Origin of the sequence: Rhizobium sp. NZLR1 (genome assembly GCF_017357385.1) — a bacterium.
Lineage (GTDB): Bacteria > Pseudomonadota > Alphaproteobacteria > Rhizobiales > Rhizobiaceae > Rhizobium.
Genome location: NZ_CP071632.1, coordinates 1,132,082 through 1,156,172, shown reverse-complemented (window position 1 = coordinate 1,156,172; position 24,091 = coordinate 1,132,082). Strand labels below are relative to the sequence as shown.

The 24,091-nt window shown below is 60.6% G+C and carries 27 protein-coding genes and 1 tRNA gene; 14 read left to right on the top strand and 14 right to left on the bottom strand.

Going from position 1 to position 24,091, the window contains the following annotated elements:
* Nucleotides 1-665: 665 nt before the first annotated feature.
* From J3O30_RS05730 to J3O30_RS05700, 7 genes are all read right to left on the bottom strand, one after another.
* Nucleotides 666-1,259, bottom strand: a complete 594-nt coding sequence (locus J3O30_RS05730; protein WP_207583294.1) for a hypothetical protein — start codon at nucleotides 1,257-1,259, stop codon at nucleotides 666-668.
* Nucleotides 1,260-1,273: 14 nt separating this feature from the next.
* The gene (locus J3O30_RS05725) at nucleotides 1,274-1,471 is read right to left on the bottom strand and encodes a helix-turn-helix transcriptional regulator (RefSeq protein ID WP_207583293.1); all 198 of its coding nucleotides are present in this window, start codon (nucleotides 1,469-1,471) and stop codon (nucleotides 1,274-1,276) included.
* Nucleotides 1,468-1,779: a GcrA family cell cycle regulator gene (locus tag J3O30_RS05720; RefSeq protein WP_207583292.1), complete on the bottom strand. Its 312-nt coding sequence runs from the start codon at nucleotides 1,777-1,779 to the stop codon at nucleotides 1,468-1,470. The genes J3O30_RS05725 and J3O30_RS05720 overlap by 4 nt, the downstream gene beginning before the upstream one ends.
* Nucleotides 1,776-2,174, bottom strand: coding sequence for a hypothetical protein (locus J3O30_RS05715; protein WP_207584270.1), 399 nt, complete (start codon nucleotides 2,172-2,174; stop codon nucleotides 1,776-1,778). Before J3O30_RS05715 ends, J3O30_RS05720 begins: the two co-directional genes overlap by 4 nt.
* A complete protein-coding gene (locus tag J3O30_RS05710) occupies nucleotides 2,140-2,505 on the bottom strand; it encodes a hypothetical protein (RefSeq protein ID WP_207583291.1) in 366 nt (121 codons plus the stop codon). The genes J3O30_RS05715 and J3O30_RS05710 overlap by 35 nt, the downstream gene beginning before the upstream one ends.
* Before the next feature lie 46 nt (nucleotides 2,506-2,551).
* Nucleotides 2,552-2,776: a sigma-70 family RNA polymerase sigma factor gene (locus J3O30_RS05705; RefSeq protein ID WP_207583290.1), complete on the bottom strand. Its 225-nt coding sequence runs from the start codon at nucleotides 2,774-2,776 to the stop codon at nucleotides 2,552-2,554.
* A gap of 184 nt (nucleotides 2,777-2,960) precedes the next feature.
* Nucleotides 2,961-3,170 carry a hypothetical protein gene (locus J3O30_RS05700; RefSeq protein WP_246762724.1) on the bottom strand — a complete coding sequence of 70 codons (210 nt, stop codon included), beginning with the start codon at nucleotides 3,168-3,170 and terminating at the stop codon, nucleotides 2,961-2,963.
* An 83-nt stretch (nucleotides 3,171-3,253) separates the two neighbouring features.
* On the opposite strand from J3O30_RS05700, the gene J3O30_RS05695 reads away from it, so the two are divergent.
* From J3O30_RS05695 to J3O30_RS05685, 3 genes are all read left to right on the top strand, one after another.
* Complete coding sequence (locus J3O30_RS05695; RefSeq protein WP_017993243.1) at nucleotides 3,254-3,901, top strand: S24 family peptidase; 648 nt, start codon at nucleotides 3,254-3,256, stop codon at nucleotides 3,899-3,901.
* A gap of 828 nt (nucleotides 3,902-4,729) precedes the next feature.
* Nucleotides 4,730-4,993, top strand: coding sequence for a hypothetical protein (locus J3O30_RS05690; protein ID WP_207583289.1), 264 nt, complete (start codon nucleotides 4,730-4,732; stop codon nucleotides 4,991-4,993).
* An 11-nt stretch (nucleotides 4,994-5,004) separates the two neighbouring features.
* Entirely contained in the window at nucleotides 5,005-5,232 is a 228-nt protein-coding gene (locus J3O30_RS05685; RefSeq protein ID WP_207583288.1) for a hypothetical protein, read from the top strand.
* 26 nt (nucleotides 5,233-5,258) lie between these two features.
* Here the strand turns inward: J3O30_RS05685 and J3O30_RS05680 are convergent, their stop codons facing one another.
* Nucleotides 5,259-5,498, bottom strand: a complete 240-nt coding sequence (locus J3O30_RS05680; protein ID WP_207583287.1) for a DUF982 domain-containing protein — start codon at nucleotides 5,496-5,498, stop codon at nucleotides 5,259-5,261.
* A 278-nt stretch (nucleotides 5,499-5,776) separates the two neighbouring features.
* Here J3O30_RS05680 and J3O30_RS05675 point away from each other — a divergent pair, with 278 nt between their 5' ends.
* Nucleotides 5,777-7,363 (top strand): hypothetical protein, encoded by a 1,587-nt coding sequence (locus J3O30_RS05675; protein WP_207583286.1) that lies wholly within the window; start codon nucleotides 5,777-5,779, stop codon nucleotides 7,361-7,363.
* A gap of 77 nt (nucleotides 7,364-7,440) precedes the next feature.
* Here the strand turns inward: J3O30_RS05675 and J3O30_RS05670 are convergent.
* Nucleotides 7,441-7,517, bottom strand: a tRNA-Pro gene (locus J3O30_RS05670).
* A gap of 264 nt (nucleotides 7,518-7,781) precedes the next feature.
* On the opposite strand from J3O30_RS05670, the gene J3O30_RS05665 reads away from it, so the two are divergent.
* The 4 genes from J3O30_RS05665 (at nucleotide 7,782) to J3O30_RS05650 (ending at nucleotide 11,867) form a co-directional block, all read left to right on the top strand.
* The gene (locus J3O30_RS05665; RefSeq protein WP_207583285.1) at nucleotides 7,782-8,189 is read left to right on the top strand and encodes a hypothetical protein; all 408 of its coding nucleotides are present in this window, start codon (nucleotides 7,782-7,784) and stop codon (nucleotides 8,187-8,189) included.
* Between the two features lie 252 nt (nucleotides 8,190-8,441).
* Nucleotides 8,442-9,629, top strand: coding sequence for an alpha-hydroxy acid oxidase (locus tag J3O30_RS05660; protein ID WP_207583284.1), 1,188 nt, complete (start codon nucleotides 8,442-8,444; stop codon nucleotides 9,627-9,629).
* A 446-nt stretch (nucleotides 9,630-10,075) separates the two neighbouring features.
* Nucleotides 10,076-11,269: a TCR/Tet family MFS transporter gene (locus J3O30_RS05655; RefSeq protein WP_207583283.1), complete on the top strand. Its 1,194-nt coding sequence runs from the start codon at nucleotides 10,076-10,078 to the stop codon at nucleotides 11,267-11,269.
* Nucleotides 11,270-11,582: 313 nt separating this feature from the next.
* Entirely contained in the window at nucleotides 11,583-11,867 is a 285-nt protein-coding gene (locus J3O30_RS05650; protein ID WP_207584268.1) for a GIY-YIG nuclease family protein, read from the top strand.
* Nucleotides 11,868-12,532: 665 nt separating this feature from the next.
* Here the strand turns inward: J3O30_RS05650 and J3O30_RS05645 are convergent.
* From J3O30_RS05645 to J3O30_RS05635, 3 genes are all read right to left on the bottom strand, one after another.
* Entirely contained in the window at nucleotides 12,533-15,928 is a 3,396-nt protein-coding gene (locus J3O30_RS05645) for an acyl-[ACP]--phospholipid O-acyltransferase (RefSeq protein ID WP_207583282.1), read from the bottom strand.
* Between the two features lie 93 nt (nucleotides 15,929-16,021).
* A complete protein-coding gene (locus J3O30_RS05640) occupies nucleotides 16,022-16,303 on the bottom strand; it encodes a YiaA/YiaB family inner membrane protein (RefSeq protein ID WP_003588051.1) in 282 nt (93 codons plus the stop codon).
* A 50-nt stretch (nucleotides 16,304-16,353) separates the two neighbouring features.
* Nucleotides 16,354-17,040, bottom strand: coding sequence for a PspA/IM30 family protein (locus J3O30_RS05635; RefSeq protein WP_207583281.1), 687 nt, complete (start codon nucleotides 17,038-17,040; stop codon nucleotides 16,354-16,356).
* A 111-nt stretch (nucleotides 17,041-17,151) separates the two neighbouring features.
* Here J3O30_RS05635 and J3O30_RS05630 point away from each other — a divergent pair, with 111 nt between their 5' ends.
* From J3O30_RS05630 to J3O30_RS05605, 6 genes are all read left to right on the top strand, one after another.
* Nucleotides 17,152-17,757 (top strand): TetR-like C-terminal domain-containing protein, encoded by a 606-nt coding sequence (locus J3O30_RS05630; RefSeq protein WP_207583280.1) that lies wholly within the window; start codon nucleotides 17,152-17,154, stop codon nucleotides 17,755-17,757.
* Nucleotides 17,758-18,180: 423 nt separating this feature from the next.
* Nucleotides 18,181-18,411, top strand: a complete 231-nt coding sequence (locus J3O30_RS05625; RefSeq protein WP_207583279.1) for a helix-turn-helix transcriptional regulator — start codon at nucleotides 18,181-18,183, stop codon at nucleotides 18,409-18,411.
* Nucleotides 18,408-19,676: a type II toxin-antitoxin system HipA family toxin gene (locus J3O30_RS05620; protein ID WP_207583278.1), complete on the top strand. Its 1,269-nt coding sequence runs from the start codon at nucleotides 18,408-18,410 to the stop codon at nucleotides 19,674-19,676. The genes J3O30_RS05625 and J3O30_RS05620 overlap by 4 nt, the downstream gene beginning before the upstream one ends.
* Nucleotides 19,677-19,812: 136 nt before the next feature.
* Nucleotides 19,813-20,592 carry an SDR family NAD(P)-dependent oxidoreductase gene (locus tag J3O30_RS05615; RefSeq protein ID WP_207583277.1) on the top strand — a complete coding sequence of 260 codons (780 nt, stop codon included), beginning with the start codon at nucleotides 19,813-19,815 and terminating at the stop codon, nucleotides 20,590-20,592.
* 233 nt (nucleotides 20,593-20,825) lie between these two features.
* Nucleotides 20,826-21,707, top strand: coding sequence for a GIY-YIG nuclease family protein (locus J3O30_RS05610; protein ID WP_207583276.1), 882 nt, complete (start codon nucleotides 20,826-20,828; stop codon nucleotides 21,705-21,707).
* A 153-nt stretch (nucleotides 21,708-21,860) separates the two neighbouring features.
* The gene (locus tag J3O30_RS05605) at nucleotides 21,861-22,175 is read left to right on the top strand and encodes a DUF2293 domain-containing protein (RefSeq protein WP_246762723.1); all 315 of its coding nucleotides are present in this window, start codon (nucleotides 21,861-21,863) and stop codon (nucleotides 22,173-22,175) included.
* Nucleotides 22,176-22,185: 10 nt separating this feature from the next.
* Here the strand turns inward: J3O30_RS05605 and J3O30_RS05600 are convergent, their stop codons facing one another.
* Entirely contained in the window at nucleotides 22,186-22,893 is a 708-nt protein-coding gene (locus J3O30_RS05600) for a hypothetical protein (RefSeq protein WP_207583275.1), read from the bottom strand.
* A 9-nt stretch (nucleotides 22,894-22,902) separates the two neighbouring features.
* Nucleotides 22,903-23,952 carry a type I restriction enzyme HsdR N-terminal domain-containing protein gene (locus J3O30_RS05595; protein WP_207583274.1) on the bottom strand — a complete coding sequence of 350 codons (1,050 nt, stop codon included), beginning with the start codon at nucleotides 23,950-23,952 and terminating at the stop codon, nucleotides 22,903-22,905.
* Between the last annotated feature and the right edge of the window lie 139 nt (nucleotides 23,953-24,091).

Here is a 24,091-nt window from a genome sequence, read left to right as displayed (position 1 = left end):
GTTGAGGGTATAACTCAGTCCGTTGCACGTATCAGCGGCCGAGTGCGGGTGGGCTCTTCGAGCTAAGCAACTTCTGGATCAACGAAAAGATCTCAGGAGTTTACGTGTCAAAACAGTTACAGAAATTGAGAAACGAAGCGTCCGTCCGTCAGGCCGGTTGCTGCTGGTATTGTGATTGCAAGATGATCAATAGCACTGCAGCTTCAATCCGCCGGTGCACAGCTGAGCACTTGGTGCCGCAATCATGCGGCGGCAAAGATAACGTTGGGAACGTGGTGGCTGCCTGCTGGTTTTGCAACCAAATCCGCCACAGGCAGAGGCACGTGCTAGCACCCGAGAAATACCGCAAGTTCGTCCAGAGGAGGCGCGCTATAGGCAAATGGCACGGGTTCTCATAGCAAGCGTCGCCCGCTCGCAAATGTTGCGCTCGATCGGCGAGGCGTTTGTCGAAAACGCGCCCCCAACCTCCGTCATCCCAGGCCTTGAGCCTGGGATCCATGCCCCAGCTGATGGAGGCCGGCGTGGATCCTCGGGTCAAGCCCGAGGAGGACGGAGGTGGGGTAAACACTCTGGCAAACTCAGCGACGGCGGACGGAGGAAGGGGCCAATTTTGCTTCGGTCCGCAATCATCGTCATGCCGCCAATCCGACGCTCAACCACAAGCCTCACCCACCCCTCGCCCCGCGCAACGCGATCAACCCCCGCCGCAGCCACAGCAATTGCTGCGGCGGCATCTGGCGCAGGTGTTCGTAGTCCATCACCGTGACGTTATAGACCGTGCTCCTGACCTGCGGGCCGTCCTGGCAGCGCAGCAGGATGCCCTGCAGGGCCATCATGCGGTTACTGGCTTTGCGGGCGCGGTCGGCGAGGCTTTCGGTCACTTCGCCTTCGTGGCCTTTGACAGTGAAGAGCGATTGGGCGCGCGGGCTCGGGGCCGGGATGCCGGTGGTCTTGTGGTAGCGGGCCATGGCCTCGGCATAGTCGTCGCCGGCCTGGCGCTGCTCGGCGCTGATCAAGCCGTCGAGGAACATGCGGCCGAGGGTATAACCGGCAAACGGGCTCTTGACCGTCTCGTCATCGACCGTCCGGCCGAAGCCGTGGATGCGGCGGCGGGCTGATATGGCGACGCTGATATTGTCCTTCTCGGTCTCGAAAGGCTTGATCTTGCCGCAGGGAAAACGCTCGACATTCTCCTTGCGCGGCCGGCCGGCGCCCTTGTTTGCCCGTTGTGTCCTAGCCTTGGCTGCTTTGCCACCCATGCTGATTGTCCTTCCTATCGAATGATGCCGTTGCGCAGTGCGGCGGCGACCAGGGCGGTATCCTTGAAGATGCCGAGTCTCGCCTTGGCGTTGGCGATGTGGGTATTCACCGTGATGTGGGAGATGCCGAGAATGGTGCCGATCTCGGCGGCGGTCTTTCCGGCCGCCATCCAGCCGATGATTTCGGTCTCGCGTGGGGTGATCTTGCTCATGGCGCCGGCCCATCGATGAACGGCACGCGCGGCATCGTCACTTCGGCGCCGGAAAACGTCACCCGCCGGACGCGGTCGGGATGGCGGATCGGCGCGGCCGGCGCGGCATCGGCCTCCGGCGGCTTCTGCCTTGTGTCCTGCCTGGCGTCCTGCCTGGCGGGGAACCTGTCGCGGTTGCGGTGCGCCATGTTGATGACGGTGTTCTTCTTCGAGCCGAACAGCTCGGCGATCGCTCTTGCCGAGCGCCCTTCCTGCCAAAGCTGCGCGGCCTTGACGATCCTGTCTTCCGTCCAGAATAGGTCTCTCACCCTGCTGCCTCCTGCGCGTCGCGCGCGGCTCTTGCGATGATCGGGTTGTCGGGAAACATTTTCGCCAGCTCGCGCTTGGCGCTGCAGCTGCCATTGGCGGCATCGCGCAGCAGCTGCATCTTGTAGGCGGCGACCTTCGGCTTCGGTGCCTCGGCTTCCCGTTCGATGCGCGGGCGGCTTTGGGCTGCCATCGCCGCCTGCTGATTTCGGCACTCCTCGGCAAAACTGGCGCTGCTCGGGGCAAAGGCGCGGTTATGATCCCTCACCTTCCCGGAGATGAAGCCTCTGGCGGCGCGCCAGACCGCCTCGGCCGAAATGCCGTCGATGGCGACGAGATAGGCGCGGATCTGCATATCGGGATCAGTGCCGGCGGATGCCGGGAAGCCCGAAAGCATCCCCGCTATGATCTTCACCGGAGAGGAAATCTCTTGCGGCATCGACTGTCGTCCTTCTCGTGCTGCTGTTGATCGACCCGGCTTCCCTCGCCTTCTCCTTGAGGTACCAGTCGCATTTGATCGCCTGCCAGCCGCGGAAGATCTGCATCTCGGCGGCGCCGGCCGGATCGCCGGTCAGCAGATATTCCCTGGCCTGCATCCGGGCGGCATAGGCCGTCAGCGGCTTCCTCAGCGTGCGCTTGCGATGCTCGATGACGGCTGCCGCCAGCTCCTCCCCCAGCACCGGGCTGAGGATGTCCATGATGTCCTTGCTCATTGCGTCCTTCGCCATACCGTTTCCTTTCTCTCGCCGATCGAGCCACGGCCCCGCCGTGACCTCAAATCCGCCGTTGCCCGCCGAAAAAATTGACTGAAGTGCCCGGCTTGAGGCGCGGGGAAAACCGGCGGATCTCAGCGCCGGCATGATCCAGCCCCGCGGTGTCGCCCTTCTCGGCGCTTCGAAGCCGGTGGATCTCGGTCTCGACCGAAGGCACCGACACGCCGAGGATGGCTGCGATTTCGATATAGTCCCGGCCGGTGCGGAAGAGCTCGAGCGCGTTCATGCCAGTGATCCTTGTTGTCCATTTCGAGCGCAGCGCACCGTTGCCGCCGAAGCGGGGGCTGCCCCGGTGCTTGATTTCGAATTCTGTTGCGGGAGCAAAGGCTCCGGTCGTCTGCCGGGCTACTACCCGGGGAATTGATGCCGGCGTCGCCGAGGGAGGCGACGACGCCAGCCACCGACAGCCGTCAGGGAGGGGTGAGGCTATCGGGATCGGTGATCTCCCGCATGTCTTTCGGGCTGGTCTGCCGGTCGCAATTTTCGCAGTGGCGCTCGATCACCTCGGCAATCGACAGCGCCTTGCCGCACATCGGGCAGCCGGTGTAACGGCGGCTTCCGCGCTGGATCAGGCCGATTGCCGCCAGGGTGGAGGGGCTGATGGTCTCGCTGTTTGTCATGTGCACTAGGGTATATTTAATACCCTATATGTCAAGCACAATAGGGCATGACATATACCCTAAATTGGGGTATTTTTTATATCATGTTGAAAGATCAGGAACAATTTGAACGCGAAGAACGCGCAAAGCGGCTGGTCATGGCCAGGAAAAACGCCGGCTTTGCCGGGCCGAAAGCGATCGTCGATCGGTTCGGCTGGAATGCGAATGTCTACAAGGCGCATGAGTCCGGCCGCAACGGCTTCGGCATTGCCGATGCGAAGAAATATGCCCGCGCCTTCAAGGTCAATCTCAACTGGCTGCAGTTCGGAACCGGCAACGCGCTCGATCCGGATGAGCTGCCGGTCTCCGTCGCCGACGTGCCGAAGATCTCCTGGGTCAGCGCCGGACAGCTGAGCGAGCAGGCGCCGATCACCGACTTTTCGGAATTCCCGACGGTGGCCGCCCTCGATCTGCCAGATGGCGAATGGATCGCGCTCGAGGTCGAAGGCAATTCGATGAACAAGATCTCGCCGCCGGGCTCGATCATCTTCGTCAATCTTCGCGACAAGCGCCTGGCGCCGAACGCGCTCTATGTCGTCGCCGACGAAACCGGTGCTGCTACCTACAAGCGTTATCGCCCGAACGACGACCCGCCCTTCCAGCCGGCGTCTTATGAGGACGTGCCGCCGCCGGAATTCCAGGGCGCCGTCACCATCGTCGGCCGCGTCCGCCGGTCGATCATCGAGATGTAGGGACCGATGCTCGGCAGCAATACTGCAAATCAGCCCTATTCATCAAGGAAACCAAGATGATCCGCCCTTCCTCGCGCGCCGGCCGAATCTGGTTCTATATCGTCACCCTCGCGGTGTTTCTGCTGACCTTCAGCGCCGCCCGCGAGATGTACGGCCTGTAGGATTTCGCTCCGATCTCCCCGATCCGGCGACCAGGATCTATCAGGGTCTCGGGCATTCCTCCTGAAACCAAAAATTGTGGAAGCTCCGAATGCCGCGCTTGCATCTCTTGTCACCGCCAGCAGGATCGATCGCATGGCTGCGGGGAACCTGTCCTTCGGCACTCCCTCCTCCACCGATCGTAAACTCCGATCATCTCGTCGGTGATTTCGATCTCGTTGCGCATGGCCGGCGTCCGTTTTTCTCGCTGCATCAGACTCCAAGATAGGCTTTGATTTCTATCTCTCTGTCTTAGCTCCTGAAGGCTGGTGAGGGAGGGTTCCGGCCAAAGCTTCCCCCTACCCCATGAGCAAAGCCCATGAAGCCGGGAGAGCATTGGCCAGGTCCTGAAGGCCGGAGCCGGGATGGGACACGTGCCAGAGGGGCCATTCGCTTCGCCCTCGTCCTGATTTTCTGACAGCGCACTTAAGGACTTTCGCTTCCCGCGCCGCTGGGCTTCGTCAGCTCGGGAGTTGCACCCGGTCGCCCAATCACTGGCGACAGACATACGCCTATGATTCGTACCTCGTCAATCTTTGAGGTATTTTTTATACCTTTTATGATTGACGCAATCGGGTATGGTATATACCTTCTTCTCACAAGCCGATCAGCGGCGTGAGAGGACAGGCGATGCAGCACATCCGCAATATCGAGACCGAGGAGAGCAAGCGTGACGCCCGCTGGAACGGCGCATGGGGGATGAACGACTGCAGCGCCTATATGGCGATCGAGGCGCAGCGCATGGGCGCCCTCGGCTTTGCCTTCCTGCGCCGTCCCGAACATTCGATCCGCGGCCCCTCCTGGCTGCGCGGCGCTGCGGCCTCGGTCGCGGAGCATTACCGCTATGCCCGCGAGATCATGGGCATGACCGATCACGATCAGCTTTACGCCTGAGGCGAACGGAGATGGCTGCCGATTGCATCATCAAGGCCTTTTCCGGCTGCGCCAGCTTGAGCCGTGAATGCGCGGAAAAACCCCTCACCCCCGCACCGGTCACCTTCATCTCCTGGCGCAAGCAGGCCATCGCCTGCCTCACCTTCGGCTTCCTCGCCGCGATCATCTCGGCCGCCTGGATGGAGACGCAGTTCAAGCACCAGGATCGCGCCGATCAGGAGCAGGTCTCGTGGAAGTGAGCCGGAGCTTTGCCCAACACCGCAGATCACGAGCTGTATTTGATGTCGCTCGCCTTGGCCGCGGTGATGAAGGCCCGCCGCACCTGCTCGGGCTCGGCGGCATCGTTGAAGACGTCAAGCACAAGCCGCTCGGCAACCTTGGCCGCCGCCGTCTGGTCGGGCCAGTCATTCAGCAAAGTGTTGCCGGCCTGGACGACATTATAGACCGTCCTCACCTTGCCATTGATGGTGATCTTCACCGGTTTGAAGCTTCGTCGCTTGCTCATGGCGCAGTATCTCACACGGAACCCGACTCAACGAATCACTTTGGGACTCGTTCCGGTTGATTCGAAAACCGGCGCATCAAAGCTGATTCGGGCAATGCCGATGCCGCGCGCTGCTGTTCAATCGCGTCGTTATAATTTTCCTGCAGAAAAATTATAACTGGAGAGAAGAGCGAGCTGGTGAAGACCTTCTGCGCCAAGGGACCGATCTGCAGCTGATCTAAACCCTACCTTCCAGAAGAGATCGTGATATGCTTGGAGTCCAATTTGGAGAAACAACTATGTTGAAAAATCATATAGTTGGACTGGCGGTTGGCGCGCTTGCGGTTTTTTTGACCGACGCAGTCGCGACCTCCGATCCGCTCCCCAAAGGTTTTGAACGCCACAAGTTCAACGGATCGGTCAGACCGGAGGCCAAGGACGGCGTGACCCGGTTTCAGATATTCGACCGTCAGTGTTCCAATGTCGATTATGGAGATGGACGCGGCGAAAATGATTGTCGCAATGGCAACGTCCGCTCGACGATTCGCTATACCCGAGACATGAAGGCTGGCGAAAGCGTCGAATACACGTTTGATTTCCGGCTCGATCCGACTTTTGCCTATGAAGGCTGGCACAACAACTCCGCAAATGGCTTTTATCCCGATGGCCGGGACAGCCATTTGCGTTTCGCCTCCTGGGAAGGGCCGGCAGTCCACAATTTCATCTACATGCTGAAAGCCGACACGCGCAACGGCGTGAACTTTCTCGCCCACCAGTGCCAAAAACCGGGAGATTTCGGCAAATGGGCGACATTCTCGCTGAAAATCCGATGGGCAAGCGATGAGAGCGGATGGGTTACGGCAAGCTGCGACAACAAGGTGATCTACGCCGCCGAAGGCGAAGCAACCAACCAGGCTCCGAATTGCTGGGAATCGAACGAGTGCGAGCCGCAATCACACCGCGACCCGAAATCATTCAACTTCATTCTCGGCCCGGTGATGATGGGTTGGGGTCATGACTGGAAGACCTATGACAATCATACGTCCCAGTTTGACGTGGTGCAGCGCGATGGTATCGGCATCGATGTCCGCAATGTCAGTGTGACCCGCGGTGTCAGCGACTATTCCGCCGAACAAGCAGGCTTGCTCAAGAGGTTGCAGCAGCAACTGGCTCATTTGGGTTGCAAGCCAGGGAATGTTGAGGGCAAGCCTGACAAGACAACACGGCAAGCCGCGCTCTCTTGCCGCAAGTTCAAGAGCGGTTCGCTTCCCCAAGCGCTCAACCTCACGACGCTGCAAGCCTTCGCTGACGCCTATGCCAAGCCGGAGACCGCAAGTCTGCCTTCAGGCAACGCCGCGGCGGCGACCGAAACCGTTTCGTCAAAGCCGAGGATCTATATCAAGCTGGGCGAAATGCTTGCCATGACGACCGGCAAAGACACCAAGGTGAATTCCGACTTCTTTGGCAAGATCAAAGGCGCCAAGAAGGGGCAGAACGAGCTGGACTTCATTATACTGGGTCAGTTCGACTACGCTGACAACACGTTCAGCCAGCTGTCATTTCTTCTGCAAGACAAGCTCTCCAAGGCCGAAGTGAATGCGGCGGCCAAGTGCGGCTATGGGACGATCAAATTTCCGGACGGCTCAGATCATGTGGAGATCGGCATGCAACGTTCCGGAAACACGTTCTCGTCCCCGCCAAGAACTGACTGCTTGATTCAAGCGCTCGGCCAACGACCGGCATCGCAGGTTCCCTACCTCACCACGGGGTTTGCCGATCTGGCTAAATCAATGGTTTCCGACGGCAGTTGGAAGAAACTCAGGCATGAAGGTTTGAAGATATTTGTGAAACGTGTTGCCGATGGTGAGATCACAGTCGGCGGCTGAGATCGCAGCAAACATGCTGGGGATTTTTGCAGACATCAGCGAGAAACGAAAAACCCCGCCGGAGCGGGGGTTCTATCTGGTCGGAGTGAGAGGATTCGAACCTCCGACCCCCACGTCCCGAACGTGGTGCGCTACCAGACTGCGCTACACTCCGTGACCAGCGGCGCTTCTATAGAACAGCCTATCTGGTTGCACAAGCACCAAATTCCAAAAAGCCGGTGGATTTTTTGACGGGTTGATGACAGGGCGGGCGGTGCGCCGCTGCTGCAAAAAGACACACTCGGAGCAAATCGTCGGGAAGTGCCACAGGGGCAATTTTCTTTTGCCGGGTTCCGCGCTAAAGGGCTCGACGGGACAGGCGAAAGCGCGCGTAAAGAGCGGATTCGCAGCCACTGCGCTAGAGATCAGGGACGACACGATGAAACTCCGCACCATCACCGCGGCCGGGCTTGCAATTGGGCTTGCCGGATGCACCACCATACCTTCCGCCGGCAATCCGATCGAGGCCCGCTGGGTCGGCAAATCGGCCGGCATCTTCTTTGCCGCCTACGGGCCGCCGCTCAGCGACCGCGAGGAAGGCGCAACTACCGTCTATACCTGGCGCGGCGGCTACAAGACCGTGCGCATTCCGGCTAAATATGCCGAAGGCGCCGACGGCAAGCGCGGCAAGCAGATCGCGTCGGCCCGCACCTCCTATCTGCGCTGCCAGACCGAAATCACCACCAGCTCGGACTACACGATCCGCGACGTCCGCACCGTCGCCGACATTCCCGGCGTCAACGGCCCGTCCTATTGCGCCGAGTTCCTGGCGCCCGAACAGAAGTAACGGTCGACCTTAAGAGACGAGCAAACAGGCGGCCGATGTGCCGCCTGTTTTGTATTGGCTGAAAAAACGAAGACCTGCGGGTGATCGTCGGTTCACTGTGGGCGTCGAAGGATGTGGCCCTGGTTGTGCTCTTCGGTGCTCTCGGCTACATTTTGCGCAAGGCTCCGCCTTGATGTTGCTGACACTCATTCTGCCGGCGATCCGAAAGGGCCGCAAAGCGGCATTCGATGCGAGCGAGGACTGGACTAAGCGATGACAGTCGCTCGAACGAAGCCGGCGAGCCATCCGTTGCGAGGCGTCCTGGCGCTGGACGATTTCGAGGCCAAAGCGCGGCGCCATCTGCCGCGCCCGCTGTTCGGCTACATTGCCGGCGCGAGTGAGACCAACGCATCCCTGCGGATGAACAGGGATGCGTTTCAGACATACGCTTTCAAGCCGAGAGTGCTCATCGACGTTTCGGCGCGCAGCAGCGAAACATCGATCTTCGGAACCAGATATGCGGGGCCTTTCGGCATCGCGCCGATGGGGATCAGCGCCTTGATGGCCTATCGCGGCGACCTGGTTCTGGCATCGGCAGCGGCGCAGGCAGGCATTCCGATGATCATGAGCGGCTCGTCGCTGATCCGGATGGAGGAGGTGGCAGAAGTCAATCCCGATGCCTGGTTCCAGGCCTATCTGCCTGGCGCGCCGGATCGAATTGACGCCCTGGTAGACCGTGTTGCGGCTGCCGGTTTTAAAACCATCCTGCTGACGGTCGATACCGCAACGCTGGCAAACCGTGAGAACAACATCAGGGCGGGGTTTTCGACGCCGCTGCGTCCCAGTCTTCGGCTGCTCTGGGAAGGCCTGTCACACCCGCGCTGGAGCCTCGGCACATTTCTTCCCACACTCGCAAACCACGGCATGCCGCATTTCGAGAATTCCTACGCCGAGCGGGGTGCGCCGATCATCTCCTCCAAGGTGATGCGTGACTTCGCCAAGCGGGATCATCTGAACTGGTCGCACTTGCAGCGCATCCGCAGCAGATGGAGCGGGAACCTGGTGGTCAAGGGCATTCTGCACGAAGACGATGCCGTCAAGGCGGTGGAGGCCGGCGCCAACGGCATCATCGTCTCGAACCATGGCGGCCGGCAACTGGATGGCGCAATGTCGCCATTGCAAGCGCTGCCGGGAATCGTCGAAAAGACCGGACAGTCCGCGACCATCATGATCGATGGCGGCATAAGGCGGGGAACCGATATTCTCAAGGCGCTGGCGTTGGGCGCGAAGTTCACATTCGTTGGAAGACCGTTTCTTTACGCGGCCGCAGTTGCCGGACAGGCGGGCGCCGAGCGCGCAATCGAGATCCTTCAGACGGAAATTCAGCAGAACATGGCGCTGCTCGGCATTACCTCGCTTGCCGAGCTCAATGAACAGCACGTTCTGCGACATCACGGCTAAAGAGAAGTGCGCCTCAAATCGGTGCGCCCGCCAAGCAGCGCGCGGGCAGGTCGACAGATTTGTTGATCCAACGGCACACCTGCGACCAAACCCCGTCTCAAAAAGGGGCTTGCCGCACTCAACCGTCCGGCGTATCTATTGGCCGTCGCGAAAAGCGGCTGCTTCCCTTGATCCGCTCAGTGGCGGAGTAAACAGGTGGACGAATTGTCGTCCAGGCGGTCGAGCACACGCCATCCATGCGCCAGCGCATGGTTCGGCCAGCATTTCCCAGAAACCAAACGCCTGACACAGCGTCAGACTTCATCGTGAGCCATCGGCGTCCCCGAGCAATTCCACTGGTTTGTCCAGGTATTGCCCGGCGACCAAGGCTGGACCCGTTTTTCGCCTTGATGAAGGCGGGAACCGCTCCGGCGGTGCTGCAGGCTCGCGTCGACCCGGAACGCACCATGACCAGATCCCTTATCGTCATCTTCACCGCCATTGTCCTCGATGCCGTCGGCATCGGGCTGATTTTCCCGATCCTGCCGTCGCTGCTGCGCGATATCACCCATGCCGAAAACGTCGCGCCCATGATCGGCACGATGACCGCGCTCTATGCGGTGATGCAGTTCATCTTCGCGCCGGTGCTCGGCGCCCTCAGCGACCGGCTCGGCCGCCGGCCGGTGCTGCTGATTTCGCTCGCCGGTGCCGCCGTCAACTACCTGTTCCTGGCTTTTGCGCCCAATCTCGCACTGCTGTTCGTCGGCCGGGCGATTGCCGGGCTGACCAGCGCCAATATCTCGGTGGCATCAGCCTATATCACCGACATCTCACCGGAGGAGAAACGCGCCCGCCGCTTCGGTCTTTTCAACGCGATGTTCGGCCTCGGCTTCATCGTCGGCCCGGTTCTCGGCGGCGTGCTCGGCGATTATTGGCTGCGGCTGCCCTTCATCGCTGCGGCCGCGCTCAATGGCGCAAACCTGCTGCTCGCCTTCTTCATCCTGCCGGAATCGCGCCCGGGCAGCCGCGAGAAGATCGATCTGGCGGCACTCAATCCGCTCAAACCGCTGCGTTCGGTGCTGGAGGTCAAGAGCCTGCTGCCGGTCGTCATCCTGTTCTTCATCTTCAGCGCCACCGGCGAGGCCTACGGCACCTGCTGGGCGCTGTGGGGCAGCGACAGCTTCCACTGGAACGGGCTGTCGATCGGCCTTTCGCTTGGCGCCTTCGGCATCTGCCAGACGCTCGCCCAGGCCTTCCTGCCGGGACCGGCCGTCAAACTGCTCGGCGAACGCGCGACGATCCTCGTGGGGGTTGCCGGCGTCTCAATCGCGCTCGGTGTCATGGCCTTCGCCGGCCAGGGCTGGATGATCTTCGCAATCATGCCGGTCTTCGCGCTCGGCGGCATCGGCGTGCCGGCGCTGCAGTCCTTGGCGACCCGGCAGGTCGATGAGAGCAGCCAAGGCCAGTTCCAGGGCGTGCTGGCCTCAGTCGTCAGCCTCGCCTCCATCGTCGCGCCGCTTGGCTTCTCCAGTCTCTATTTCCTCGTCCGGGAGGAATGGCCGGGCGCCATCTGGCTATCGGTCGTCATCGTCTACGCGCTCACCGTGCCGCTGGTTCTCGGCTTGCGGCTGAAGACGGCGGAGCGGGCGGCGGTTTGGTGACATGAACGCGGTGCTTGCGGCCATGGGTCCTCGGGTCAAGCCCGAGGACGACGGAGGGTGGGGGAACGCATGCGAGAAATATCAACGTGTGCGGCGGTCTATTGGAATTGCCGCCTATCATTTACGCGATTGCCGCGCAAAACCGCTCGCGCATTTTACTGGAATTCCTCCGGACGTCTCCCCTCTTGCCGCTCGTTGTCCCCGCTCTCCGTCATACTCGGGCTTGACCCGAGTATCGGGCTTGACCCGAGTATCGGGCCTGACCCGAGGATCCGGCTTGACCCCAGTATCCACAACCAAGCACTCTGCGGGCATGGCGGGATATGTCTACATCATCACCAACCAGAAAAACGGCACGCTCTATATCGGCGTGACATCCGATCTGGAGCGCCGCATCTATGAACATCGCGAAGGGCTGACGCCGGGCTTTGCCTGGAAATATGGGTGCACGCGCCTCGTCTGGTACGAGGAACATTGGGATATCGGCAGCGCGATCCAGCGTGAGAAGTCGTTGAAACGCTGGTACCGGCAATGGAAGATCGATCTGGTCGAGGCGATGAATCCCGGGTGGGATGATCTCTATCTTACGCTGTGGTGACGCGAACGCAGTGCTTGCGGCCATGGGTCCTCGGGTCAAGCCCGAGGACGACGGAGGGTGGGGGAGCGAGCGCGACAAATAGCGAAGTATGCCGCGGTCTATTGGAATTGCCGCCTATTAATTTTACGCGATTACCGCGCAAGACCGCTCGCGCATTTTACTAGAATTCCTCCGGACGTATCCCCTCTTGCCGCTCGTTGTCCCCGCTCTCCGTCATACTCGGGCTTGACCCGAGTATCCACGCCGCAAGCACTCCGCTTGAATTTGTTCGGCGATCGCTATTGTCAGTGTGAGCGCAACGCAGCGCTTGCAGCATGGGTCCTCGGGTCAAGCCCGATACTCGGGTCAAGCCCGATACTCGGGTCAAGCCCGAGTATGACGGAGGGTGGTGGAGCCTATGGGGCAAGGGCCGCAAACGCGTGATGTTTTGTTAGAATTGCCGTCGTGCCGTCGTTGTTTACGCAATTCCCATTTTGCTGGAATTCCCTCCAGACGTCTCGCCTCTTGCCCCGCGTGCCCCACCCTCCGTCATACTCGGGCTTGACCCGAGTATCGGGCTTGACCCGAGTATCGGGCTTGACCCGAGTATCGGGCTTGACCCGAGTATCGATGCCGCAAGCATTTCGCTTGAATTTGTTCGGCGCCTGACGCCGGCCAAGCCCCGCCTACGCCGCCTCGCCCGCCTGCACCGCACCCTCCGCCAGCTTGCGCGCCGCGACGAAATCGACCTTGCCGGAGCCCAGCACCGGGACCTTGCCGATGGTGACCTCGGCCGGCACCATCATGTCCATGGCGCCCCTGGATTTGGCGAAGGCGAGGAATTCGGCGCGGGTGGCGGCGGGGGCGTCGGTCAGGAGCACCAGGCGCTCGCCCTTCTTGGCGTCGGGCAGCGAGGAGACGACCGAGAGCGCACCCGGCCAGAGTTCGGCGGCAAGCGTTTCGACGGCGGCGAGCGAGATCATTTCGCCGGCGATCTTGGCGAAGCGCTTGGCGCGGCCGCGGATCTTGACGAAGCCGTCCTCGTCGATGGTGACGATGTCGCCGGTATCGTGCCAGCCATCGGCAAGCGGCTCAAGCACGCCGGGCTTTTCGGCACGGAGATAACCGGCCATGACATTGGCGCCGCGCACATGCAGCCTTCCGCCCTCATCGATGCCGGGCACCGGTTCGAGCTTCCAATCCATGCCCGGCAGGATTTTGCCGACGGTGCCCGACTTGTTGTACATCGGCGTGTTGATCGAAATGACCGGCGCGGTTTCGGTGACGCCGTAACCTTCGAGAATGCGCAGGCCGAATTTTTCCATATAGGTCTGGCGAGTCGAGGCCTTCACCGGCTCGGCACCGGAGAAGATATAGCGGATCGAGCGGAAATCGTAGGGATGCGCCGTCCTGGCATAACCGTTGAGGAAGGTGTCGGTGCCGAAGATGATCGTGGCGTTGGAGACATAGATCAGCTCAGGCACGATGCGATAATGCAGCGGCGACGGATAGAAATAAACAGGCACGCCGGAGATCAGCGGCAGCACCGTGCCGGCCGTCAGCCCGAAGGAATGGAAAACGGGTAAGATGTTGAACACCTTGTCGCCGCTGTGGAAATCGATGCGGGCGGCGGCCTGGGCGGCGTTCGACAGGATGTTGCGGTGGGTGAGCACCACGCCCTTCGGCGTGCCCTCCGAGCCCGAGGTGAAGAGGATGACGGCTGGATCATCCGGCTGGCGCTTGACCAGCGGCCGCCCCTTGCGCAGCAGCCCGCGGATCTTGTCGAGAAGGCCGACTTCGGCTCTCAGATCATCGAGCCAGACGATCGTCACCTGCTTTTCCATCTCTTCGATCACCGGGCCTAGCTTGGCCTGGGTGACGAAGGCGCGCGAGGTCAGCACGTGCCTGATCTCGGCGGCCTTGCAGGCGGAGAGAATATTGGCGGCACCCGCGGTAAAATTCAGCATCGCCGGCACCTTGCCGGCGCTCATCACGCCGAGAATGGTGGCGGCGGCGCCATTGGCATTCGGCAGCATGACGCCGAGGTTGTTTTCCGGGAAGCGCGCGCGGAATTTGGCGCCGAGCACGGCCGCCCCGGTCAAGAGCTTGCCATAGGTCAGCCGGCCGGTGACCGGATCCTCGACGGCGAGCTTTTTCATGCCGAATTCGTGGCCGGCCTCGATGACGCGGCCAAGAACGGTCGATGAGGTGTCGGCAGTCTGGAACATCAGGTTCGACATCACCTGATAAAGTGCTGCACCCGCCGCGGTGCGGCGCTTGCGGCCCTTCAGCTCCGGCGGCACTTCGAGCTTCACCGGCTCGAGAATGGTGACCTTGACCTTGGGAAACAACCGGCGGCGGATCTTGCCGTTGTCGAGATAGGAGAGATAACTCTTCTCCAGCCCGTCGATCCTGACCGGCACGACCATCGAGCCGGTCTTGTCGGCGACCATGGCGGCGCCATCATAGACCTTCATCAAGGTGCCGGTCACCGTCAGCCGGCCCTCGGGGAAGATGCCGATCGGGTTGCCGTCCTGCACCACCTTGATCAGCGAACGCGTCGCCATCGGCTTGGTCGGGTCGAGCGGCAGGAACTTGCACATTTTCAGGAAGGGGCGCACCCACCAGGCCTGGGCGATCTTGTAATCGACGGCGAAGGTCGGCTCCTCCTCGGTGATGGCAAGCGCCAGCGCACCATCGAGCAGGCTGACATGGTTCAGCGCAATGATCGGCGCGCGGCCGGCCTTCTTGATATTCTCCAGGCCCTCGACCTCGAGGCGCATGAAGGCGCGGAACAGGATCGAGATGAAATCGCGGAAGGGATTGGTCGGCAGCGTCTTCAGCATCAGCCAGGCGACGGCGAAATTGATGATGCCGAGGCCGATCAGGATCTGCGGAATAGAAGCGCCGAGCGCCTGGATGGCGGCGACGAGGCCGAGGCCGACGGTGATGAACAGCGCCGACAGCACATTGGCGGCGCCGATGACGCGGGCGCGGCGGTCCTCATGCGCCCAGGTCTGCAGCGCGGCGAAGGTGGGAACGGCGATGAAGGCGCCCGAAATCGCCATGCCGGCGAGATCGATGGCGACGCGGATGGTATTTTGACCGGCAAAGAAATCGGCAATCGTCGTTGCGTGGACAGCCGATGCCAGGCCCCAGAGGTTCCAGGCGAGGTCGAGGCTGAAGAGGCCGAGCAGCGCCGTTCCCACCGGGGCCGGCAGCAGCACGATGCGGCCTGATGACATCCAGGCGGCAATGCCCGAGCCGACGGCGACGGCGATGGCAAAAACGGTGAGATAGGCGGGAACGACCAGTTCGGAGCCGCCGAGCAGCTCGGTCACCATGGTCGGCAGGATCGACAGCACGAAAGCGCCGACCAGCCAGAACCAGCAGTTCATCAGCGCCGAACGCCACAGCCGCTTATCCCTACGGATTTCCATCACCAGCGTGTAGCTGGAGCGGATGACATTGCGGTCGATCTGCAGATCCGGCGCCTTCGAGCCGGTGGGAGGGATCATCCGGCTGGCCAGCCAGCAGAGCACCGACAGCCCCATCATCATCGAGCCGAACAGCAGCACATTGTCGCCGCTCGAGAAGGCGAGCGCGGCGATGATGGTGCCGGCGAGGATGGCGATGAAGGTGCCGCCCTCGATCCAGGCATTGGCCTTCGGCAGGTCGCGGCGTTCGAGGTGATCGGGCAGGATGCCGTATTTGATCGGACCGAACAGCGCCGAGATGACGCCGAAGCCGAAGAGGGCCGCCATCAGCACAAAGATCGAGGAAAAGCCGAGGCCGACCACGGCAAGCGCGGCAATGCCGATCTCGCAGCGTTTCAGCAGTTCGGCGATCTTCGCCTTGTCGTGTTTGTCGGCCAGTTCGCCGCCGAGCGCCGAGAGCAGCAGGAAGGGCACGATGAGGATGACGCCGGCAAGCGTCACCAGGGCGGCGCCCTCGCTGGCCGACATCTTGAAGAGAATGAGGAACACCAAAGTGTTCTTCAGAAAATTGTCGTTGAACGCGGTCAGGAACTGGGTCCAGAACAGCGGCGCGAATTTCCTGGATGTCATCAGCTTGTTTTGCACGGGCGCTTTCCTCTATCGGCTGGCAGAGAAGGCCACAGAGTTGTTACGCAATGGTTGAGTGCGAAAACAACTCTGCGCTGTGGTTAACGAAGGTCAATCTTCGTCGCTACGATTGAATTTGACGAGCAGTTTTTCGGTGCGGGCATCCTCGACCTTGCGGATCAACTTTTCGGATTCGGCATTGTCGCGCAGCGTCTTGGTGATGTTCACCGTGGTCTGCACCAGCATCAATATGCCCATGGCGAGATAACCTTTGCCCCAGAGATCGAGCGGCATCATGTACAGGCCGAGCGCCAGCATGAAGGCGGCCGAGCCGAAGGAGATGTAGGAGAAGCTGACCCAGCTGGAGGAGTGTTTCTGGAAACTGTCGTTCATGATCGTAACCCTCAAGGTTCTATGGATTGGATGGTTGGATGAAGGCGATTTCAGGCGGCCGGCGTGATGCGGCTCTTCAGCCGGGCGAGCACGTCATCGGCTGTGGAGTGGAGGGCTGGGCCGCAGCCGGCATTGGCCAGCTTTTCGATGATGCCGGCCGGGCGGATGGAACCTTCCATCTCCTTCAGCGCTGCCGCCGTCAGATCATTCTGGCTCTGGCGGATGCGCAGGCGGGCCAGCGTCTCCTCGGCCTCGTCGAGCGTCGCGAGGCCCGGACCGGCGACGACGACATCGAGCTTCTGCGCCTCCTCAGTCGCCCGGGCCAGCCGCTCGCCGCGCTGCAGCGCCTGCAGCCGCGCTTCGGAGGCCCGGACGATCGCCTTCAATTTGTCGATTGATGTGGTGAACTGAGCCTGCGCCTTCTCAGACGCATCACGCTCGGCTTCGAGAAAGGCGATCGCCTCGGCCGCTTCCCGGGCCAGCCCGTCATTGCCCTTGCCCAGAGCGGCGCAGGCGCGGATCTCGAGATCGGCGATACGGGCAACGATCGTTGCATGCTGCCCCTTCTCCTGTTCGTTCTGAGCGATGGCGACGGCGACACTGCGCCTGGCCGACTGGATCGATTGCGCCGCATCGCGGATCTGCTGGGCGAGCAGCGGCACGGCGTTGCGATCGGCGAAGGCCTGCTCGGCATCATGCGCCCTGCCCCGCAATAAAATTGAAATCAGTTTGAACATTTCCTTCCTCCGGTTTATGAACGTTGTTCACGGGTTGAGTTATGGCAGAATCATGAACGTCGTTCAAGAACAATTTTGAACGACGTTCAAAAAAATTGAAGGAACATGTGAATGGCCGGCAGACGAGAAGAAAAACGCGAGGACCTGAAGGCGCGGCTGATCGAGGCGGCGCGCGACCGCATCGCCCGCGACGGGCTGACCAACCTCAGAGCCCGCGACATCACCCAGGACGCCGGCTGCGCACTCGGCGGCCTCTACACGGTGTTTGCAGATCTCGGCGAACTGGTGATCCACGTCAACTCGGCGACGCTGAAGGCGCTGGAGGCCAGGCTGACCCTGCCCGAGGCCAGGGATAAAAGCCCGACCGACCGCCTGCGCAACCTCGCCCAGGGCTACCTCGCCTTCGCCGTCGAGCACCGCAACCTCTGGAAAGCGCTGTTCGACCACTTCCCCCCCGACACCAGCCCGACGCCGCAATGGCATCTCGACGAACACCTGTTCCTGATGGACGTGATCGCCGAACCGCTGGCCGAACTGCAGCCCGACATGCCCGCCGAAGACCGCGCCATCCGCGCCCGCACGCTGTTCGGCGCCGTGCACGGCGTGGTCAGCATCAGCCTGGAGGGGCGATTCGTGGGTCTGCCGCTGGAACGGCTGGCGCGGGAGGTGGACGAGCTGGTGCAGACGATTGCGGCGGGGGCGGAGCGGCGGCGGTGATGGCGGGTGAGTGCGGCCGGGGTGGGTTTGGCAAGAGCCCTCCTCCCCTCCGTCGTCCTCGGGCTTGACCCGAGGACCCATGCCCGGAGCGGAAACTCCTCCCAAAAAATGCCCCTCACCCTAACCCTCTCCCCGTAAACGGGGCGAGGGGACGTGTTACGCGAGACGTTGGAGAGAAACGGAAAGGCCGCGGCATATCCCCTTCGCCCCGCGAGCGGGGAGAAGGTGGCGGCAGCCGGATGAGGGGCTGGGCCTCGCCAATCTTCTGCGCCGGATGTCGCGCCTGCCAAAACCACTACCCATCTTACCGAGCGGGGAATTTCGCGGCCCCAACCCATTCCATATCGTCAAAATATCCCGATCGGTAAATTCCCCTGGACGCCCGCCGAAATTCCACTATATTTTCCCGATCGGGAAAATCACATGTCGAAACAGATTAAAACTCCAGCCGATATCGGCGCCCTGGTTCGAAGCACGCGCAAGGAGCAAAACCTGCGGCAGGACGAGCTTGCCGGCGTTGCCGGCGTCGGGCTTCGGTTTATCGTCGACCTTGAAGCCGGCAAACCCACGGCGCAGATCGGCAAAGTCCTGCAGGTTCTGCAAACGCTCGGCTGCTCCATCGACATTCTGGCGCCCGGCGAGCGCAGACGATGACGGACAGGATCCTCAACGTCTGGTGGAACGGCCGCATTGTCGGTCAATTCACGCAGGACCGACACGGTGATATCGGCTTTGCCTATGCTGAAGGCTGGCTCGGCGATGATGATGCGCTGCCGCTCTCGGCCTCTCTCCCGAAACGACCGGAGCGATTTTCCCGCCGGGAATGCCGGCCGTTTTTCGGCGGCCTGTTGCCCGAGGAAAACCAGCGGATAGCTGCCGCGCAGGCCCTGGGCGTTTCTCCGGCCAATGACTTTGCGCTTCTCGATCACCTTGGCGGCGATGTCGCCGGTGCATTGCAACTGCTTGCCGAGGGCCAGGAGCCCGCGGAAACCGCGACGACTGCAGATCGCCAATCCGCGCCTTTGGACGAAGCCGGCATTGTTCGGGTGCTGGAGGCGCTTCCCGTGCGCCCTTTGCTGGCCGGCGAGGAAGGCTTGAGACTGTCGCTCGCCGGCGCGCAATCCAAGGTGCCGGTTGTTCTGATCGACGGCCGGATCGGCCTTCCCCTGCCTGGCCAGGCGACCACTCATATTCTGAAGCCACCAATAGCGCGCTTCAAGGCGACGACCGAAAACGAAGCTTTCGTGATGAGGCTCGCAGCCGCCATCGAGCTGGATGTCGCAGCGGTCGAACCGCGACATGTGCGGGAACGCCCGTTTCTTCTGGTCGAACGATATGACCGCGTCCGCGACGCCGGCGGCCTGGTTCGCCGCATCCATCAGGAGGATTTCTGCCAGGCGCTCGGCGTACCGCCGGAAACGAAATATGCGAGCGAAGGCGGGCCGACCTTCAAGGATTGTTTCGAATTGCTGAGACGGATTTCGGCAAGACCGGCCATCGATGTTCTGAAGCTGCTGGACGCTGCCATCTTCAACCTGATCGCCGGAAATGCCGATGCCCACGGCAAGAACTTCTCCATCCTTTACGATAGCCAAGGCCCGCGGCTGGCAAAACTCTACGACCTCCTCTCCACCGTGATTTATCCGGAGCTGTCGCCAAAGCTGGCAATGAGAATCGGCAAACGTGCCACGCTCGCCGAGATGGATGCGGAGGGCTGGCAGGTCTTTGCGCGAGAAGCCGGCGTTGGCACTCCGCTGCTGCGCCGCCGGGTAAACGAGCTCTGCGACAAGGTGATAGCAGCGGCCGATAAGGTCGCTGACGAGCTCGCAGACATATCGCCTGATCGAGACCCAATCGATGAAATCGCCGGCTTGATAAAGAGCCGGGCCGAGGCAGCCAGGCTGACCTCGAAAGATTGAGGAAAACGAGGAATTGCTCCCAACGTCGCGCCTCTTGCCGATCGCTGACCTCAATCTCCGTCGCCCTCGGGCTTGACCCGAGGACCCATGGCCAAGCACTCTGGGCCCACCCACGCCGCACGCGAAAGGAACCCCCATGAGCCGCATCTTCATCACCGGTTCCACCGATGGCCTCGGCCTCGCCGCCGCCCGCACCCTGATGAAAGAGGGCCATGACGTCGTGCTGCACGCCCGCTCCCGCGAGCGCGCCGCCGCCCTCGCAGACATCTCCGCTGCCGCGCTCGGCATCGTCATCGGCGACCTCGCCAGCGCCGCCGAGACGCGCTCGATCGCCGAACAGGTCAACGCCATCGGCCGCATGGACGCCGTCATCCACAATGCCGGCATCTACCTCGAGCGCAGCCGCGGCGACACCCCGGAAGGCCACGCCAAGACGCTCGCGGTCAACACCCTTGCCCCCTATCTCCTCACCGCCTGGATCACCCGCCCCGACCGCCTGATCTATCTCACCAGCGGCATGCACCGCAGCGGCGCCAGCGCCCTTGACGATATCGACTGGAAGACGCGGCCGTGGAGCGCCAGCCAGGCCTATTCGGAAAGCAAGCTCTACATCGCCACCCTCGCCGCCGCCCTCGCCCGCCACTGGCCGGATGTGCTCAGCAACGCCGTCGACCCCGGCTGGGTGCCGACAAAGATGGGCGGCGCCGGCGCGCCGGATGACCTTGAAATGGGGCATCTGACGCAGACATGGCTTGCGGTGAGCGATGCGGGAGCTGCGAAGGTGAGCGGTGGGTATTGGCATCATCGGCAGCAGCGGGAGGCGGCGGCGGAGGTGACTGATGCGGGGTTTCAGGATGCGCTTATGGAGAAGCTGGCGGGATTGACGGGCGTGCGGCTTTTTGAAGGTCGGCGGTAAGGTGTGAGGCGGGTTAGCGGGCGTTGCCGTTGCTCTATATTTGCCAGCTTGTTTGTTGAATTTCTTTTTCGTTCTTAGCTCTAAGACATTTAATGTATCGGAAATGATTTCCGCTCAACATTTCTAGGAGCTATTTGCCCGCACTCAGAACGTGTGGCATGTCTATGCCAGGTGGCGGAATGCGGCATTGGGTAGAGCAGTTGTCATCGGCGAGCAAGGTTTTGTGAGGGCGTTTGGTCAAGGTATTTTTTACATATGTATGGGGTCAGCCAGGTGACCCCGCTTGGCCACTGACTTTTGCAGGTAAGGCCGAGCGAACGCACGCAAGGAAGCATCTTTCGGAAGGGGACATTGTCTTCACCGTGGGAACCCGTGGCGCCCCAACGCCACCTGCTGATCACGGACGGGTGCTGGGAGCTTATATCGTCTCCGACCTTGAGGTGAATACCCGCGACTATGTAGATCCAAATTTGGATGAGGCCGGGTGGGTTCAGACAGTCACTCGTTTTCCCGCCGCTTTGCATCCAATAGCTGTTTGGGGAATCACTTCGGCCAACAACGTCTTTTCAACCCTCGTTGGGCCATTGACCCCGAAGCATCACCTTCACGGGCAATCGCGAATAGTCGAACTGGATCCGGTGACCGCGGAGCCCTTGCTTGCGCTAGAGCGCCGGCAATTGCCGATCGCGGTTCCAAAAACTGTGTTCGGGCAAGGACTTGTTGCTAAGACGAACAGCAAGCTTGCTCCCAAGCATCAGGGAGTCTTTTCAGGCGCGTTCGCGCCGCACGATATTTGGTATGTCTATGTGCTCGTCTTAAAGGATGCCAAGCACAAGGAGTTGGCCTTCAAGATTGGCTACTCCCATGATCCGGCTCTCCGGGCAGTCGCCCATAACACACCATTGGCGCCGGAGGTGACGAGCCTAAAATGGAGCGTGTACCTCGAGCAACCCACGCCCTCTGAAGATGCAGCTAGGAGGGTCGAGCAGACTCTCCTGGCCCGTTTCAACAAGAACCGCCTGGCTAGCAATGGCGAAATTGTCAGCGGGCTTTCGAGCGCAACTATTTCCGCGTCCATCGCCGACATCATGCGCAAACTGGAGACTGGCACGTGATCCCCAACTACCAGACCCTCATGCCCGGCGGCTGGCTTTCGAAGGCGAGACGCGATCTGCTGACGTCGCCGAGCGTGTCGCCAAGGATTTGCTGACGCAATCAAGCCACGTATTCGCGTGAGAGCGATTAGCAGTCGCCGGGAAGGCAAATAAATGGGCAAGGCCCGCTTCACAGCGGGCCTTTCTCGCTCTGGATTATCCTTAATGGCAAAATTCTCACATCAGACAATCGAGAAGCACTTACGCCGCAAGCATCCCACTTGCCCTGATTTCGCAGTCGCATTCTTTGTTGCCGAGATCGGCAAGAAGGACTGGAAAGGCGCATCGATCGGCAAAGCAGTTGGGATCACTATGCAGAGCGTGCTTCGCCATTCGATGACCGATTACGACCAATTGCTCCTTGCTGGCGTCGATCGGGAGGAAGCCCCGGCGACGGGTGCAGCCGAAAATCAACGCCATGATTGCTAGTTGGACGCCGCTAAGGACTTGAGCTGTTGGCCCAGATTCTCTCATATGTCTCCCTGACTGCGGAGAACGTGTCAGTGACTTGCATCAACGAAGTTGGGCTGTGAAGACCGCCGTCTTTGAACGAGGCGCCAGAATGATATCCTTGAGATCCATCGACCAAAACGTAACGGTCGTGAATCTCCGGCGCGCGTCGAACCTCAACTGTGAGACCATATTGAGTTGCGAAGAGGGTTGCAGCTTGCAACAAACCTTCGGCGCCTTTTTTGCCTAACAATCGGACCGACGCCGATTTGCTCACGTCCGGGAGATACCGCGCCAAGAAGTCGCTATTGAGATATGGATCAATAAAAAACAGATCGCTTCGCGCCTCCTGGATGACTTTCTTAAGTGCATCATAATAGTCGAACACCATCCCGCGATCCACAGTCACGCTCAACGGTCCGACCGTCGCCATACGCAATTTATGCCGAGCAGATCTCAATAGAACTCGTAAGTTGCGTTGGTGATCCCATGACGAGATAGACGAGTTGAGCCCCATGATTGCCATATTGGCTTCCAGTTGACCGCCAAGCCGTGTGTCGGAAAATATGGCTTTTACTCTGCCGAGCCAATCAAAGGTCTCGTCATCTGTGCCGCTCATCTCGGAGAATCCGGGAGTTGTGCGGATTATATCCTCAATCTCCGCAAGCAGATCGGCATCTGATAAGCGTTCGGTCATCGCCAGCTCCTATTCAAAAGTCACCTCAAACGGACCTTCCGAACGGATCCGAACTTCTTCGGCCGGCAGCCCGAGCATTTTTGCCCCAACCATCTTGTAAAGGTAGTCGATAACGAAAGTGCCCTTGAACTGCTTATCCTCAACAAAGCCTGTTGCTTCCGTATAGCATTCACCCACAAGGGCAAAGGGAAGCACGCCCGCTGGGCTGAGCAGAGTCGCAGGGATTTGCGTTCCTGCCGGGATATCGATCGCAACGAGATTTTGCATCAACGTCGGGCTCTCTCGATTAACAGAGATGTATTCGTCAGCGGTCTTGAAAAGGAAAGGTGAAAAACCGAAACGCTTATTTAGCTCATCAAGCCCCGCAAATGCGGAAACGATCTCAACTACGGCTGAAATGAGACCGTCATCCGTCCGAAACACTCGGCTCCCAGTTATACCGTTCCTGATCCCATCCATCCTCAAATCGACCGGAAGAGAACACGTGTTCCTTTCGTAGACGACGTGGCCGTTCAAGATCCGCGCCTCAGACCCCAGCCCTTCTGATAGTGGCTTACCGATATCGATCTTCACGTCTGCCCGCTTTCGCATTGCATCCGGTCCCAGCAGATTGCGCACGGTCGGTAGCTTTTCGTCGGTTTCATCCTTCAACCACGCAAAAATCGGGGCGTCGGGATTGCCTACCCGATAGACTTTGAACTCCCGGCCATTTGACAGAAGATAGAATTCCGCGGCGATTTCGGGATGGGTAGCATACGTGTGCGCTTGATAGCTGTCGTCCTGAGAAAGTTGAATTGACGGCTTCTTAGCCTCAACCACCCACCGAGCGTATGACACGACCTCGCAGACGAAATCAGGCTTCCCGCGCAAGACAGGGTCTTTCTCGCCCTTCTTGTGCCCCAGGAAGGCCTTGTCGTATTGCAACGAAACCTGGCTTCGCAAATTGGCTTCCGGGTTTCCTTGCGTGTAGCCTAGCGCGCGGCACAGGGGCCTTATCAGCTCTCCTGAAACGTCGTCTTCGTTCATGTGGTCAATGTTATGGGGTGCGAAAATCGACATTCTCAGGTCTCCGAATCACGCGATTTTCGCGCATCACATTGGCTTCGGAAATCGGAATTTCGTAGAAGTTGCGTTGTTCACAGATTCGCGAGAGCTTGCATCGTCTGAATCCGTTCTGTATAGCATTGGCGCAACAGAA

Excerpts from the sequence above, each read along its gene's own strand:
- J3O30_RS05730 (WP_207583294.1), bottom strand. The coding sequence starts at position 1,259 with ATGGGTGGCAAAGCAGCCAAGGCTAGGACACAACGGGCAAACAAGGGC.
- J3O30_RS05725 (WP_207583293.1), bottom strand. The coding sequence starts at position 1,471 with ATGAGCAAGATCACCCCACGCGAGACCGAAATCATCGGCTGGATGGCG.
- J3O30_RS05715 (WP_207584270.1), bottom strand. The coding sequence starts at position 2,174 with ATGCTTTCGGGCTTCCCGGCATCCGCCGGCACTGATCCCGATATGCAG.
- J3O30_RS05710 (WP_207583291.1), bottom strand. The coding sequence starts at position 2,505 with ATGGCGAAGGACGCAATGAGCAAGGACATCATGGACATCCTCAGCCCG.
- J3O30_RS05705 (WP_207583290.1), bottom strand. The coding sequence starts at position 2,776 with ATGAACGCGCTCGAGCTCTTCCGCACCGGCCGGGACTATATCGAAATC.
- J3O30_RS05700 (WP_246762724.1), bottom strand. The coding sequence starts at position 3,170 with ATGACAAACAGCGAGACCATCAGCCCCTCCACCCTGGCGGCAATCGGC.
- J3O30_RS05695 (WP_017993243.1), top strand. The coding sequence starts at position 3,254 with ATGTTGAAAGATCAGGAACAATTTGAACGCGAAGAACGCGCAAAGCGG.
- J3O30_RS05690 (WP_207583289.1), top strand. The coding sequence starts at position 4,730 with ATGCAGCACATCCGCAATATCGAGACCGAGGAGAGCAAGCGTGACGCC.
- J3O30_RS05685 (WP_207583288.1), top strand. The coding sequence starts at position 5,005 with ATGGCTGCCGATTGCATCATCAAGGCCTTTTCCGGCTGCGCCAGCTTG.
- J3O30_RS05680 (WP_207583287.1), bottom strand. The coding sequence starts at position 5,498 with ATGAGCAAGCGACGAAGCTTCAAACCGGTGAAGATCACCATCAATGGC.
- J3O30_RS05675 (WP_207583286.1), top strand. The coding sequence starts at position 5,777 with ATGTTGAAAAATCATATAGTTGGACTGGCGGTTGGCGCGCTTGCGGTT.
- J3O30_RS05665 (WP_207583285.1), top strand. The coding sequence starts at position 7,782 with ATGAAACTCCGCACCATCACCGCGGCCGGGCTTGCAATTGGGCTTGCC.
- J3O30_RS05660 (WP_207583284.1), top strand. The coding sequence starts at position 8,442 with ATGACAGTCGCTCGAACGAAGCCGGCGAGCCATCCGTTGCGAGGCGTC.
- J3O30_RS05655 (WP_207583283.1), top strand. The coding sequence starts at position 10,076 with ATGACCAGATCCCTTATCGTCATCTTCACCGCCATTGTCCTCGATGCC.
- J3O30_RS05650 (WP_207584268.1), top strand. The coding sequence starts at position 11,583 with ATGGCGGGATATGTCTACATCATCACCAACCAGAAAAACGGCACGCTC.
- J3O30_RS05640 (WP_003588051.1), bottom strand. The coding sequence starts at position 16,303 with ATGAACGACAGTTTCCAGAAACACTCCTCCAGCTGGGTCAGCTTCTCC.
- J3O30_RS05635 (WP_207583281.1), bottom strand. The coding sequence starts at position 17,040 with ATGTTCAAACTGATTTCAATTTTATTGCGGGGCAGGGCGCATGATGCC.
- J3O30_RS05630 (WP_207583280.1), top strand. The coding sequence starts at position 17,152 with ATGGCCGGCAGACGAGAAGAAAAACGCGAGGACCTGAAGGCGCGGCTG.
- J3O30_RS05625 (WP_207583279.1), top strand. The coding sequence starts at position 18,181 with ATGTCGAAACAGATTAAAACTCCAGCCGATATCGGCGCCCTGGTTCGA.
- J3O30_RS05620 (WP_207583278.1), top strand. The coding sequence starts at position 18,408 with ATGACGGACAGGATCCTCAACGTCTGGTGGAACGGCCGCATTGTCGGT.
- J3O30_RS05615 (WP_207583277.1), top strand. The coding sequence starts at position 19,813 with ATGAGCCGCATCTTCATCACCGGTTCCACCGATGGCCTCGGCCTCGCC.
- J3O30_RS05605 (WP_246762723.1), top strand. The coding sequence starts at position 21,861 with ATGGGCAAGGCCCGCTTCACAGCGGGCCTTTCTCGCTCTGGATTATCC.
- J3O30_RS05600 (WP_207583275.1), bottom strand. The coding sequence starts at position 22,893 with ATGACCGAACGCTTATCAGATGCCGATCTGCTTGCGGAGATTGAGGAT.
- J3O30_RS05595 (WP_207583274.1), bottom strand. The coding sequence starts at position 23,952 with ATGTCGATTTTCGCACCCCATAACATTGACCACATGAACGAAGACGAC.